Consider the following 13,702-nt stretch of genomic DNA (forward strand, 5'->3'; position numbering starts at 1 on the left):
AAATGGCTAAGAAAACTGCAGACTACATCTGGTTCAACGGTGAAATGGTTCCTTGGGAAGAAGCAAACGTCCACGTCCTCACCCATGCGATGCACTATGGTACTTCAGTCTTTGAAGGTGTCAGGTGTTATGACACACCAAATGGGCCTATCGTTTTCCGCCATCAAGAGCATGCTAAGCGTTTGCACAATTCCGCTAAAATTTATCGATTCCCAATTCCATATTCTGTCGAAGAAATTATGGAAGCAACGAGAGAAACTCTTCGCGTTAATAAACTAACGTCTGCGTATATTCGCCCACTTGGCTTTGTTGGTAATGTCGGCCTTGGTGTATGCCCACCAGTGGATACAGAAATGGATGTCATCATTGCTGCGTTCCCATGGGGTGCTTACCTAGGTGAGGAAGCCCTAGAAAACGGTGTTGACGCTATGATTTCAAGCTGGAATCGAGCTGCGCCAAATACCATCCCAACAGCAGCAAAAGCAGGTGGGAATTACCTGTCTTCTCTTCTTGTGGGTGGAGAAGCTCGTCGCCACGGTTATGATGAAGGTATCGCGCTAAGCGTTGATGGCTATTTATCAGAGGGTGCGGGTGAAAACATCTTTGTCATTAAAGATGGCGTTCTTACAACCCCACCAGCTACCAGCGCTATTCTGCCGGGCATTACTCGCGACTCTATCATGGTGCTGGCTAAAGACAGAGGCTACCAAGTACAAGAAGCCAACATTGCACGTGAAGCACTTTATCTCGCAGACGAAATATTCATGACAGGCACTGCAGCAGAAATCGTTCCTGTACGCAGCGTAGACAAGATTGAAGTTGGTTCGGGCAAACGTGGACCAATCACCGAAGAGCTGCAAGCAGCTTACTTCGGTCTATTCAACGGAACCACAGAAGATAAGTGGGGCTGGCTAGATTATGTCTACCCAGACCAAGCACCACAAAAATAAAGGAAAAAAATAAAATGCCGAAGTATCGTTCAGCAACCACAACACACGGTCGTAACATGGCAGGGGCTCGCGCTTTATGGCGAGCTACCGGCGTAAAAGATGAAGATTTTGGCAAGCCGATCATTGCCGTCGTCAACTCTTTCACTCAATTTGTTCCCGGCCACGTTCACCTAAAAGACTTAGGCCAATTGGTTGCCAAGGAAATTGAAGCCGCAGGCGGCATCGCAAAAGAGTTCAACACCATCGCTGTCGATGATGGTATCGCGATGGGCCACGGCGGAATGCTGTATTCTCTGCCTTCACGTGAGCTCATCGCTGACTCTGTTGAGTACATGGTTAATGCTCACTGTGCAGACGCGATGGTATGTATCTCCAACTGTGACAAAATCACTCCAGGAATGCTGATGGCTTCAATGCGCCTAAATATTCCGGTTATTTTTGTCTCTGGCGGACCAATGGAAGCAGGTAAAACCAAGCTTTCTGATCAAATAATCAAGCTCGATTTAGTCGATGCAATGATGCAAAGCGCCGATCCGACCGTTTCGGATGAGCAGAGTGAGCAAGTCGAACGTTCCGCTTGTCCAACCTGTGGTAGCTGCTCTGGCATGTTTACCGCTAACTCGATGAACTGCCTAACAGAAGCTCTTGGCCTTTCTCAGCCGGGCAACGGCTCGATGCTTGCAACGCATGCAGACCGCAAACAACTTTTCGTTAATGCAGGCAAACGCATTGTAGAGCTCACTAAACGTTACTATGAGCAAGATGATGCAACCGCCCTGCCACGCAATATTGCTAACAAATCAGCGTTTGAAAATGCTATGGCACTTGATATCGCCATGGGTGGCTCAACCAATACGGTTCTTCACCTATTAGCGGCAGCTCAAGAAGGTGAAGTGAGCTTTGACATGAGCGATATCGATCGCATGTCTCGCCAAGTACCGCATCTTTGCAAAGTCGCTCCTTCCACTCAGAAATATCACATGGAAGATGTACACCGCGCTGGTGGCGTTATGGGTATCTTAGGCGAGCTAAACCGCGCAGGACTGCTCAACAATCAAGTAAGCACAGTGCTTGGCATGACACTTGAGCAACAGCTCGCTGAGTATGACATCAAGCAAACTAACTCAAATGAAGTGAAAGACTTTTACCGCGCAGGTCCTGCTGGAATTCGCACTACACAGGCTTTTTCACAAGAGTGTCGTTGGGACACGCTTGATGACGATCGTCAAGAAGGCTGTATTCGTGAGAAGTCCCACGCATTTAGCCAGGATGGCGGCCTCGCAGTTCTCAGCGGCAACATCGCGCTGGATGGCTGTATAGTTAAAACTGCAGGCGTTGATGAAAGCATTCTTAAATTCCAAGGACCAGCCGTGGTATTTGAGAGCCAAGAAGATGCCGTTGAAGGCATTCTTAACGGAAAGGTGAAAGCTGGTGACGTAGTTGTCATTCGTTACGAAGGTCCAAAAGGTGGCCCGGGCATGCAAGAAATGCTCTACCCAACCACTTACCTTAAATCTATGGGGCTTGGTAAAGAATGTGCGCTGCTTACCGATGGACGCTTCTCTGGTGGTACTTCAGGCCTTTCAATTGGCCATGTATCCCCAGAAGCAGCTAATGGAGGTACGATTGGTCTTGTGGAAGCAGGCGATAGCATCACTATCGATATTCCAAACCGATCAATCACTCTGGATGTGAGTGAAGAGGAACTTAAAGCTCGCTATGATGCAAAAAATGCCCAAGGATGGAAACCAGTCGATAGACAACGTGAAGTTTCTTTCGCTTTGAAAGCATACGCAAGCATGGCAACCAGCGCCGACAAAGGTGCAGTAAGAGATAAATCTATGCTTGAGGACTAGTATGACGTTGACCAACCAAACTGGCGCAGATTATCTGCGCCAAATACTCCGAGCCCCCGTTTATGAAGTGGCAAATGTTACGCCACTTCAAGACATGCCAAGACTATCCAAGCGCATCGGCAACCACGTTCAGCTCAAACGTGAAGACCGCCAACCCGTCCACTCCTTTAAATTGCGCGGCGCCTACAACATGGTGTCAAATTTAACCGAACAGCAAAAAAATGCTGGTGTCATTGCTGCTTCCGCAGGTAACCACGCACAAGGAATGGCTCTGTCAGGCAGCAAGCTTGGCATCAAAACCACCATTGTAATGCCCAAAACCACCCCTGATATCAAGGTAGAAGCGGTCAAAGGTTTTGGTGGAAAAGTGGTCCTGCACGGCAATAACTTTGATGAAGCGAAAGCCGAAGCTGAACGTTTATCCAATGAGTATGGCTATACCTTTGTTCCCCCTTTCGACCATCCCTTGGTCATTGCAGGGCAAGGTACTATCGGCATGGAAATGCTGCAACAGAATGGCCACTTAGACTGCATTTTCGTCCCTGTTGGCGGCGGTGGATTAGCGGCGGGTGTCGCAGTACTCGTCAAACAGCTAATGCCTGAAGTTAAGGTCATCGCTGTTGAGCCAGAAGACTCTTCTTGTCTGAAAGCCGCTTTAGATGCGGGTAAGCCTGTGGTGCTTGATCAGATCAGCATGTTTGCTGATGGTGTGGCTGTTAAGCAAATAGGCAGTGAAACTTTCCGCCTTTGCCAAGAGTATATTGATGACCACATCTCAGTGACCAGCGATGAAATCTGCTCTGCGGTAAAAGATATCTTTGAAGATACCCGAGCGATAGCCGAGCCCTCTGGCGCACTCGCTTTAGCTGGCTTGAAAAAGTACGTCGAGCAACACAACCTTAAAGACAAGAAACTCGGTACAGTTCTATCTGGTGCGAATACCAACTTCCATGGTCTACGTTATGTTTCGGAACGTTCGGAGCTGGGTGAAAAGCGTGAAGGTTTACTCGCTGTCACAATACCTGAACGTCAAGGAGCGTTCTTTGAGTTTTGCAATCTCATCGGCGGACGAGCAGTAACGGAGTTTAACTACCGCTACAACGACGATAAGCTCGCTAATATTTTTGTCGGTGTTCGCCTACAAGAAGGCCAAGCTGAGCTAGACAATATCATTAACGACTTACGCGATGGCGGCTATCCTGTTGTCGACCTGTCCGATGATGAAATGGCTAAACTGCATATTCGCTACATGATTGGCGGCAAACCGTCGAAGCCTTTACAAGAACGTCTTTATAGCTTCGAGTTCCCGGAATACCCGGGTGCACTATTGAAGTTTTTGAGCACCTTGGGCACCCATTGGAACATCAGTTTATTCAACTATCGTAATCATGGCGCTGATTACGGAAGAGTTTTGTGTGGATTTGAATTGCAAGACTCTGACTTAACTCGTTTTTCTGCCCATCTAAGAGAGCTGGGCTATCAGTGTAAAGATGAGACAGACAACCCATCTTATAAGTTTTTTCTCTCGTAAACTAAGCAATGGCTAGCGTAATGCTAGCCACTCTTTTGCCCAGCTAGAATCTATGCATAAAAATCATTAACCGTATGCTAAAGTTTCATTTTTTTCATAGACAAAAAGAACATAGACTGAGCTTACTTTAACCTGTTTGGCTTTTCCGGAGATTTCAATGTTTAAAGCATTAGTCTTAAATCAAGTAGAAAAAAATACGCTTGCCAGTATCGATTCATTAAATGAGTCTGTTCTTCCTGAAGGTGAGGTGCTAGTTGAAGTCAACTACTCATCTTTAAACTACAAAGACGGCTTAGCCATTACAGGAAAAGGCAAAATTATTCGTGATTTCCCAATGGTACCTGGGATAGATATGGCAGGCACCGTTATCCATTCTGATGACGAACGCTTTAAACCGGGTGACCAAGTCATTCATACTGGATGGGGCGTAGGTGAGAACCACTGGGGCGGTATGGCTGAAAAAGCTCGCCTGAAAGCAGATTGGTTAGTTCCTCTACCAAAAGGCCTAAGCGCGAAAAACGCTATGATGATCGGCACTGCAGGTCTAACAGCCATGCTATGTGTGGAAGCTTTTACTGACACTGATCTAGAACCAAGCGCTGGTGAAGTTCTGGTGACCGGTGCAAGCGGCGGCGTAGGTTCAATCGCTGTTACCTTACTTTCTCAACTGGGCTACCAAGTTGCAGCTGTCACTGGACGCGCTAAAAAGAATGGCCCGTTATTGAAAGAGCTAGGTGCAACTCGAATTATCGATCGCGCAGAGTTCGAAGAGTCGTCTCGTCCCCTTGAAAGACAACAATGGGCCGGTGCTATTGATACTGTAGGCAGCAAAATGCTAGCCAAAGTACTGGCGAAAATGAACTATGGTAGTACCGTTGCTGCCTGTGGTCTTGCTGGTGGTTTCGATCTTCCAACAACAGTCATGCCGTTTATCCTTCGCAATGTTAGGTTGCAAGGTATTGATTCAGTGTCTTGTCCAACCAAGAAACGAGTTGCCTGCTGGGAAGCACTTACAAAGCTACTACCAGATAGCTACTACGAACAAGCATGCACCGAAATCCAGCTAGATGAAGCGCCATACTACGCAGAAGCAATCACAAATGGCCAAGTGACAGGCCGAGTTGTCATCAAGCTATAAATTACTTCCAAACAGGCTAGGCTTATACCTAGCCTGTTATTCTATTCCGATGTCCGTAACGCGCTGCGCAATCAAACGGCTAAACTCTTCCTTAAATACATTTCTTAACCAATCCTGCGCTGCCGAATGTTCGCATCGAGGATGCCATATCATCGAATAATTAAACGGCATAATAAAAGGCAGCTCTTTGACAACCAAGTCATAGCGCTTGGCAACCAAGTAGGCTAGATCTGCAGGAACATTAATAATTAAAGGAGTGCTATCTACGATAGCCAATGCGGTCTCTAAATGATAAGCCGACAAAACCACCCTTGGTCTTGGCTTATCTGCTAGAGCTCGGTCTATAAGCGTTCTTACACCTTCGCTAATGGCTATTTGAGCATGAGGAAAGCTGAGATAATCTTCTATCGTCAGCTCTTTCGTTGCCAATTCGTGCTGCTTTGAAAGCAAGCACAGCACTCCTACTTTGCCTAATATCTCACTGTGCAAAATATCTGATGTTTTATCCGGACGACAAATTGCTAAATCTGCCCCACCATAAGCTAGCTGCTCAGCAAGCTTATGCTGCTGCAAAGGGATAAACTCAAAGGACACATTCGGTGCTTCTTTGTAAATTCGAGGCAGAGCGTAAGGCAAAATGGTTTGCATCGAGTAATCAGTGGTCGCAACAATAAATTTCTTTTCACAGCTAATAGGCTCAAACTTTATCGGCGACAACAGCCTACAAAGCTGCTCAAGTGGCTCAGAAAATAGTTTATCCGTCTCAATGGCTTTCTCTGTCGGCAGCAGGTTTTGTCCTTCTCGAATAAATAAAGGGTCATCTAGCATTTCTCGCAACCGACCAAGAATACGACTCATTGCAGATTGACTGAGGCTCAAACGCATAGCAGCGCGACTCACACTCGACTCCTCAATCAGCACTCTAAGTGCCACCAACAAATTTAAATCTCGGCGATATACTTCTTCTAATTCCACTGCGTCACCCCTATAAGCTCACTTTCACTAAGTGTACTCTTTGGACAAAAAAAATCCTGCCAATTGACAGGATTATAAGTACTGAATGCTAATTTAATCTAGCTGACGTAGATGACCGCATCTGGCTGCTCCGCCAGTATATGAATGATATCTGCTGGGATATCTTGGCGTTCTACCTCTTGCTCAAGCTTTGCCGTCCACTTACACACCACAATTTGTGGCGATTCTTTCTTCACATTGAATTGTGGATCAGCTGGCTGCAATGGGTTCAATTCACTGTAATCTAGGCCAGACTTGGTTAACGCTTCCATGTGACCACGAGTACCATAATGAGACATTACTGCTTCACACTTATCGATTGTTGCGACGTAATATTGATAGTTCATAACTCGTACCTTATTCACTCCATTGTGCGCTCAGGCTAAATAAATTCGACTGTACTGTCTGTATAACGAGTCACAGAGGCTCAAGTTTGAGCATCGAATTTGCAGATATTCGTGTCATAGGGTAACGAATTGTAAAGCAGCCAAAGCACCACATAAGCAGCTGAAATAAAACTTAAATCACTTATCAATTGATGTGATTTGTTCCGATTTTTTCGTTTGTTATACTCAGTATTCATTTGATGCAGAGGATGGTGACGAGATGTCAAAAACCAACAAGATCCTTAACGAAGACAAGCTGGTCAAAAAAGCTCTAGAAGTCGGTGTTAAGATGGCAAAAATGCAAGGTTTCGACCTACCTAGCTCCCCTCAACCCGTCAAAACAAAAGCCGTATATTTGTTTTTAGTTGAAGTGAACCAAATCACACCACTCCCTGACGACAAACTTGATGGCGCGAGTATCAAAAAACGCCTAGCAAGATGGATACATAATGCCTTGCCAGATGATGATCCTCTGAAATAGTCATTGAGTTAGCAAAACAAATAGGAAGATAAAAAAATCCCGCCTTTCGGCGGGGAAGCCCAAGAAAATGGGGATAGTGTCGGAATGTGTAATCTTACAAGAGCCTAACAACCATCGACAGCAGGTGAGCCCTACTCGTCATTGGGTTCATGCCAACGAAATATTTCAAGCCCGATCCCCACTAGGGCAGCACTGAGGCCGACAAGTGGGAATAGAGAAATATCACTGGAGCCACGACACACTAAGGCGAAAAATGAAATGAAGCAAAGAATAGAATATACCGTGAGCCTATCAATCGCCGTCAAATCATAACCCTTAGCTGTTGTTAAAAACTTGTTAAATAAGTTAAAGGAAAAACTTTGCTTTGCCAAGAGGTTATTGAATATTTTTTTACTCCCTGTATCCTCTACGCTTCAGAAAATTGAATACAGATTAAACTATGCCAGTCGACTCAAAACTTGCCAATCAGACTTTAGATGCACAAGGCCTACGATGCCCTGAGCCTGTGATGATGGTGAGAAAAACTGTTCGAAAGATGGAAGACGGAGAAGTACTACTGGTTAAAGCAGACGACCCATCTACTACTCGCGATATTCCAAGCTTTTGCCGTTTCATGGATCATCAGCTGCTTGATTCTCAAATAGAAGAGACGCCTTACCTTTATCTGATCAAAAAAGGGACCAATTAAGTTTCCCTCGTTTAGCCTGCAGATGAATATAGGCCTTGTTGCGCAATTCGATGGAACTAAATCAGGAAGTTACGATCTGATCGGCTACCTCAGTTAATCATCGTAGCCTTATGTCGAAACCTCGTTACAAAACAACTAACTGGAAACAATACAACCAAGCCCTAATCAACCGTGGTTCACTCACTTTCTGGATTGATGAAAAAACCATAAGCGAGTGGAAGCAAAGCAAGCAGAGCAAGCGCGGCAGGCCTCGTCGATTCAGTGACCTAGCCATTACTACCGCACTGATGGTAAAACGCGTTTTCTCTATGCCATTGAGAGCACTGCAAGGTTTTATAGACTCAGTATTTAAGCTGGCTGACATCCCGCTTGTTTGTCCGCATTACACCTGTATAAGCCGTCGAGCTAAAGACGTTGAGGTTTCATTTAAAACTACACCCAGAGGTGCGATACAACATCTGGCCATTGATGCGACTGGCCTCAAGGTTTATGGCGAAGGTGAATAGAAGGTCAAGAAGCATGGTACTGACGGGAAGCATAGAGTCTGGCGTAAGCTACATCTAGCAGTAGATACCAGCACCCACGAAATAGTCGCAGCAGAGTTAAGTTTATCTAACGTAACCGATGCCGAGGCGCTTCCCAACTTACTGAAACAGACACGTCGTAAAGTCATTGAGGTATCAGGTGATGGCGCTTATGACACGAGAAATTGCCACGATGCCATACGATCAAAGCGAGCGGTTCCGCTTATTCCGCCAAGGGAAGGAGCAGCCTTCTGGGAACGAGGACACCCTCGCAACCTTGCGGTAGGTTGCCAGAAGCTCTACGGCTCAAACAAGAAGTGGAAAAAACGGTATGGTTATCACAAGCGTTCACTCTCAGAAACAGCCATGTATCGAGTGAAGCAGTTGCTAGGTGGGAAACTAAGCTTGAGAAACTACAATGCTCAGGTTGGAGAAACCTACGCCATGATTAAAGCGTTGAACAAGCTTACAGGACTTGGTATGCCTGAAACTCAGTGTGTTGTATAAGAATTGCTCAATTCCAGACGGCTTGGTTTCCTGTCCGAATTACGCAACAAAGCCACAAAATGATAAATCAGTAAGCAGCTGATTTATCATTTTGCTATATTAAAGATTTATTCGTGACAAGCTTATATTGACCACTATTCTTGTGATCGATTTTCATGCTGCAACTTATCCAATTGCTGCTGGAGACTTCTCAGTTCCTTATGCAGTGGAATAATGTGAGCTACGCGTACCCACGATTCAACCATAAGTGCCGCCATCAAAATCGCCCCGACCACCATAGGTAGCCACAAGTCCGTTAGTCCCATACCAAGCACAGTCAATACGAAGCCAAATGTGAATAAATAGCTCTGCTTTTTTGCTGTCATACCGGTATAACGTGTAAGCATAATATCGCCCTCATTCATTGGTATTCTGCACTACGTTAGCATGAGCTACGAGTGACAAATATGCCAATTATCACGATATCAGGCGATTTTCTAACAACTGACTTTAAACGTTTTAATGCACAAACTTGTTGTGATTAAATCACAAGGAAAGCCAAGCAATGATCGCCATTACTGCGAAGGCAACGGCGCTCGCTCTTCTCACCCAATTCATTGGAATTTTGTCTGCAGACAGCTGACCAACAATGATTACAGGAACATTGGCTAGCATCATTCCTATCGTTGTACCAAGCACAACCCACGCCAGTGCATGTGAATATTGAGCTCCAAGTATTGAGGTCGCGATTTGCGTTTTATCACCGATTTCAGCAATAGAAAAAGCAATAAAGCTGGCCAAAAACGGTCCGCGATTAGCAAACTTCTGATCAGAATCTATACTGTCCGGCACTAAAACCCACGCTGCCATAGAAGCAAAACTCAGCACCACCAACCACTTTAAAACCGTGGGCGACAGCCAATCTGCAATCACAACACCAAGCCACGCTGCCACAAAGTGGTTTAGTAATGTGGCGAGTAGTATGCCAAAGACAATGGCTACGGGCTTCCGATAGCGACTAATTAGTAAAAGAGAAAGAAGCTGGGTTTTATCGCCAATTTCCGCCAAGGTAATACTAGTAATTGATGTAGCTAAGACGCTCACAATGCTCTCAGTGAGGCAGGGGTTATATTATACAACCATAGACAAACGCCACGCCCCGCCTCGGTTCATGGAGTTTGTCTAAGGTCTTGCTAAACTAAAAAGGCTTTTAGTCTCGAACGCCATGGTGATTTGGCACCAATTATGTTGACGAACGAAGCGAACTCTCGTGTTTGAGCTCACTAAGCTACTCCCCAAAGACAGGCAAATTCTATTGATTTTTACGTTTTAACGCAACAAATCGACTCTTTTGAGAAAATTGCTCCTCTACTTCTATGACATTTTCGCCTTAGTTTAATAATTAAGCACGATTACCCCTACTCCAGAACTCGATATATAGGTATACTGGGCCGCTAATTTTTATCGAATTATTTATCAATTTCGCGCGAACCTGACTATGCAAAAATACGATATCAAAACTTTCCAGGGAATGATCCTCGCGCTGCAGGATTATTGGGCTCAAAACGGCTGTACCATCGTACAACCACTGGACATGGAAGTGGGTGCGGGTACTTCTCACCCAATGACTTGCCTTCGAGCGCTTGGTCCTGAGCCAATGTCGACGGCTTACGTACAACCATCTCGTCGTCCAACCGATGGTCGCTATGGTGAAAACCCAAACCGTCTGCAGCACTACTACCAATTTCAGGTAGCTCTGAAGCCTTCACCGGATAATATTCAAGAGCTGTATCTAGGATCGCTGGAAGTACTTGGTGTCGACCCGCTGGTTCACGATATTCGCTTTGTAGAAGATAACTGGGAAAACCCAACACTGGGTGCCTGGGGTCTTGGCTGGGAAGTATGGCTAAACGGCATGGAAATCACCCAGTTTACTTACTTCCAACAAGTTGGTGGACTTGAGTGTAAACCAGTAACTGGCGAGATCACTTACGGTATCGAACGTTTAGCAATGTATATTCAGGAAGTGGATTCTGTCTACGACTTGGTTTGGAACAAAGGCCCTCAAGGCGTTGTAACTTACGGTGACATTTTCCACCAAAACGAAGTAGAACAATCGACTTACAACTTCGAACACGCTGATGTTGATTTCCTATTCTCATTTTTCGACCAGTGTGAGAAAGAGACAAAAGAGCTGCTTGAGCTAGAAAAGCCGCTTCCATTACCAGCTTATGAGCGCATCCTAAAAGCAGGTCACGCGTTCAACTTACTAGATGCTCGTAAAGCTATCTCTGTTACTGAACGTCAACGTTACATCCTTCGCATACGCAACCTAACTAAAGCGGTTGCTGAAGCCTACTACGCATCCCGTGAAGCACTTGGTTTCCCGATGTGTCGTGACCAAGAAAAAAGCGAGGAGAAGTAATCATGGCTAAGAATTTTCTAATTGAGCTAGGTACAGAAGAGCTACCACCAACAGCACTGCGTACACTCGCTGAAGCATTTTCTAAGAACTTTGAAGCTGAGCTAAAAAGCGCTGAGCTTTCTCACCAAGGTGTAAAATGGTACGCGGCACCGCGCCGTCTTGCACTTAAAGTTGCAGAGCTTGCTGACTCTCAAGCAGATAAAGTGGTTGAAAAGCGCGGCCCTGCTATTTCTGTAGCATTTGATGCTGACGGCAACCCAACCAAAGCAGCTCAAGGCTGGGCGCGAGGCAATGGCATATCTGTTGAAGAAGCTGATCGCCTAGTCACTGACAAAGGTGAATGGCTACTGTTCAAACAGGAAGTCGTTGGTAAGCCAGTAAAAGAGATTGTTATCGATCTTGCTGCTAAAGCACTTGCTAACCTTCCTATCCCTAAACCAATGCGTTGGGGCGACAAAGAAACTCAATTTATTCGTCCAGTTAAAACACTAACTGTACTGTTTGGTGATGAGCTAATCGAAGGCGAAATTCTTGGCGTTGCCTCTGATCGCACCATTCGTGGTCACCGTTTTATGGGTGAACAAGAGTTTACGATTGAATCTGCAGACCAATATCCAGAGCTCTTGCTAGAGCGTGGCAAAGTCATGGCAGATTATGAAGCGCGTAAAGCAATCATCTTGGCTGACTCTCAAAAAGCTGCAGAAGCCGTTGGCGGTATTGCTGATCTTGAAGACGACCTAGTTGAAGAAGTAACGTCATTGGTTGAATGGCCAGTGGTGTTAACTGCTAAGTTCGAAGAAGAGTTCCTAAAAGTGCCTTCTGAAGCTTTGGTATACACCATGAAAGGTGACCAAAAGTACTTCCCAGTTTACGACGAGAATAAAAAGCTTCTACCGAACTTTATCTTTGTCTCTAACATTGAGTCTAAAGAACCAAGATACGTTATCGAAGGTAACGAAAAAGTGGTTCGTCCTCGCCTTGCTGACGCAGAGTTCTTCTTTAACACAGACCGTAAGCGTCCACTGATTGATCGCCTGCCAGAGCTTGAATCTGCTATTTTCCAAAAGCAGCTCGGCACAATCAAAGATAAAACTGACCGCATCACTGAACTGGCTGGCTACATCGCTGAGCAAATAAACGCTGACATTGAGAAATCTAAGCGTGCTGCGCTATTAGCAAAATGTGACTTGATGACCTCAATGGTGTTTGAGTTCACTGATACACAAGGTGTCATGGGTATGCACTACGCTCGTCATGATGGCGAAGATGAGCAAGTAGCTGTGGCCCTTAACGAGCAATACATGCCTCGCTTTGCTGGTGATGACCTACCAAGCAGCGGGATTTCTTCAGCTGTTGCAATGGCAGACAAGCTAGACACTATCGTTGGTATTTTCGGTATTGGCCAAGCACCAAAAGGCAGCGACCCATTTGCACTTCGCCGTGCTTCTCTTGGTGTGCTGCGTATCATCGTTGAAAACGGCTATCAGCTAGACTTAACCGATTTAATCAGCAAAGCAAAATCTCTGTTTGGCGATAAGCTAACCAACGCCAATGTTGAGTCTGACGTAATTGAATTCATGTTAGGCCGCTTCAGAGCTTGGTATCAAGATGCAGGCTTTAGCATTGACACTATTCAAGCTGTGTTGGCGCGCCGCCCAACTAAACCTGCTGATTTTGACCAACGTGTTAAAGCAGTATCGCACTTCCGTAGCCTAGACGCTGCAGAATCGCTAGCTGCTGCGAACAAGCGTGTGGGTAATATTTTGGCGAAGTTCGACGGTGAGTTAGCAGCTGAAATTGATTTGGCCTTACTACAAGAAGACGCCGAAAAAGCACTTGCTGAAAATGTAGAGATCATGACTGAAGCGCTAGAACCAGCGTTTGAGACTGGTAACTATCAGCAAGCTCTAACTCAGTTGGCCGATCTACGCGAACCTGTTGATGCGTTCTTCGACAACGTGATGGTGATGGCTGATGACGAAGCGCTTAAGAAAAACAGACTGACTCTACTGAGCCAGCTAAGAAATCTGTTCCTAAAAACAGCGGACATTTCTCTCCTGCAAAAGTAATTGTCGGGTAACCTTCTGCTAAATGAAACCCAGCTCTAGGAGCTGGGTTTTTTTATAGCTGATGTTTTAACAAAATCACCGATAATTACTATGACAGGTGATGACATTAAGGTATGTTCAACGATTCCGGCTTTAAAGCAGCAGGACTATAAGA

12 protein-coding genes and 1 pseudogene are annotated in these 13,702 nt (G+C 45.5%); 9 read left to right on the forward strand and 4 right to left on the reverse strand.

Features of this window, described 5'->3' with window-relative positions:
- The first annotated feature begins 2 nt into the window (after positions 1-2).
- The 4 genes from ilvE (at position 3) to acuI (ending at position 5,475) form a co-directional block, all read left to right on the forward strand.
- Entirely contained in the window at positions 3-950 is a 948-nt protein-coding gene (gene ilvE / locus L7A31_RS19340; RefSeq protein ID WP_237363378.1) for a branched-chain-amino-acid transaminase, read from the forward strand.
- A 14-nt stretch (positions 951-964) separates the two neighbouring features.
- Positions 965-2,806, forward strand: a complete 1,842-nt coding sequence (gene ilvD / locus L7A31_RS19345; RefSeq protein ID WP_237363379.1) for a dihydroxy-acid dehydratase — start codon at positions 965-967, stop codon at positions 2,804-2,806.
- A 1-nt stretch (position 2,807) separates the two neighbouring features.
- Positions 2,808-4,337 carry a threonine ammonia-lyase, biosynthetic gene (ilvA, locus tag L7A31_RS19350; protein WP_237363380.1) on the forward strand — a complete coding sequence of 510 codons (1,530 nt, stop codon included), beginning with the start codon at positions 2,808-2,810 and terminating at the stop codon, positions 4,335-4,337.
- A 157-nt stretch (positions 4,338-4,494) separates the two neighbouring features.
- Positions 4,495-5,475, forward strand: coding sequence for an acrylyl-CoA reductase (NADPH) (gene acuI / locus L7A31_RS19355; RefSeq protein WP_237363381.1), 981 nt, complete (start codon positions 4,495-4,497; stop codon positions 5,473-5,475).
- 36 nt (positions 5,476-5,511) lie between these two features.
- Here the strand turns inward: acuI and L7A31_RS19360 are convergent, their stop codons facing one another.
- Together L7A31_RS19360 and L7A31_RS19365 are read right to left on the reverse strand one after the other, a co-directional pair.
- Positions 5,512-6,450 carry a LysR family transcriptional regulator gene (locus L7A31_RS19360; RefSeq protein WP_237363383.1) on the reverse strand — a complete coding sequence of 313 codons (939 nt, stop codon included), beginning with the start codon at positions 6,448-6,450 and terminating at the stop codon, positions 5,512-5,514.
- Between the two features lie 98 nt (positions 6,451-6,548).
- Positions 6,549-6,836: a hypothetical protein gene (locus L7A31_RS19365; RefSeq protein WP_237363385.1), complete on the reverse strand. Its 288-nt coding sequence runs from the start codon at positions 6,834-6,836 to the stop codon at positions 6,549-6,551.
- 259 nt (positions 6,837-7,095) lie between these two features.
- On the opposite strand from L7A31_RS19365, the gene L7A31_RS19370 reads away from it, so the two are divergent.
- The 3 genes and pseudogenes from L7A31_RS19370 to L7A31_RS19380 all read left to right on the forward strand — a co-directional run bounded on the left by L7A31_RS19370 (position 7,096) and on the right by L7A31_RS19380 (position 9,075).
- Positions 7,096-7,356: a DUF5062 family protein gene (locus tag L7A31_RS19370; protein WP_237363387.1), complete on the forward strand. Its 261-nt coding sequence runs from the start codon at positions 7,096-7,098 to the stop codon at positions 7,354-7,356.
- A 439-nt stretch (positions 7,357-7,795) separates the two neighbouring features.
- Complete coding sequence (gene tusA, locus L7A31_RS19375) at positions 7,796-8,044, forward strand: sulfurtransferase TusA (RefSeq protein ID WP_237363388.1); 249 nt, start codon at positions 7,796-7,798, stop codon at positions 8,042-8,044.
- Between the two features lie 110 nt (positions 8,045-8,154).
- A pseudogene (locus tag L7A31_RS19380) lies at positions 8,155-9,075 on the forward strand (IS5 family transposase).
- Between the two features lie 134 nt (positions 9,076-9,209).
- Here the strand turns inward: L7A31_RS19380 and L7A31_RS19385 are convergent.
- Positions 9,210-9,461 carry a hypothetical protein gene (locus tag L7A31_RS19385; RefSeq protein WP_237363389.1) on the reverse strand — a complete coding sequence of 84 codons (252 nt, stop codon included), beginning with the start codon at positions 9,459-9,461 and terminating at the stop codon, positions 9,210-9,212.
- A 139-nt stretch (positions 9,462-9,600) separates the two neighbouring features.
- Positions 9,601-10,158, reverse strand: coding sequence for a TMEM165/GDT1 family protein (locus tag L7A31_RS19390; protein ID WP_237363390.1), 558 nt, complete (start codon positions 10,156-10,158; stop codon positions 9,601-9,603).
- A gap of 394 nt (positions 10,159-10,552) precedes the next feature.
- On the opposite strand from L7A31_RS19390, the gene glyQ reads away from it, so the two are divergent.
- Positions 10,553-11,479: a glycine--tRNA ligase subunit alpha gene (gene glyQ, locus L7A31_RS19395; protein WP_237363391.1), complete on the forward strand. Its 927-nt coding sequence runs from the start codon at positions 10,553-10,555 to the stop codon at positions 11,477-11,479.
- Between the two features lie 2 nt (positions 11,480-11,481).
- Positions 11,482-13,548: a glycine--tRNA ligase subunit beta gene (gene glyS, locus L7A31_RS19400; RefSeq protein ID WP_237363392.1), complete on the forward strand. Its 2,067-nt coding sequence runs from the start codon at positions 11,482-11,484 to the stop codon at positions 13,546-13,548.
- The last annotated feature ends 154 nt before the right edge of the window (positions 13,549-13,702 follow it).

Source organism: Vibrio marisflavi CECT 7928, assembly GCF_921294215.1.
Taxonomy (GTDB): domain Bacteria; phylum Pseudomonadota; class Gammaproteobacteria; order Enterobacterales; family Vibrionaceae; genus Vibrio; species Vibrio marisflavi.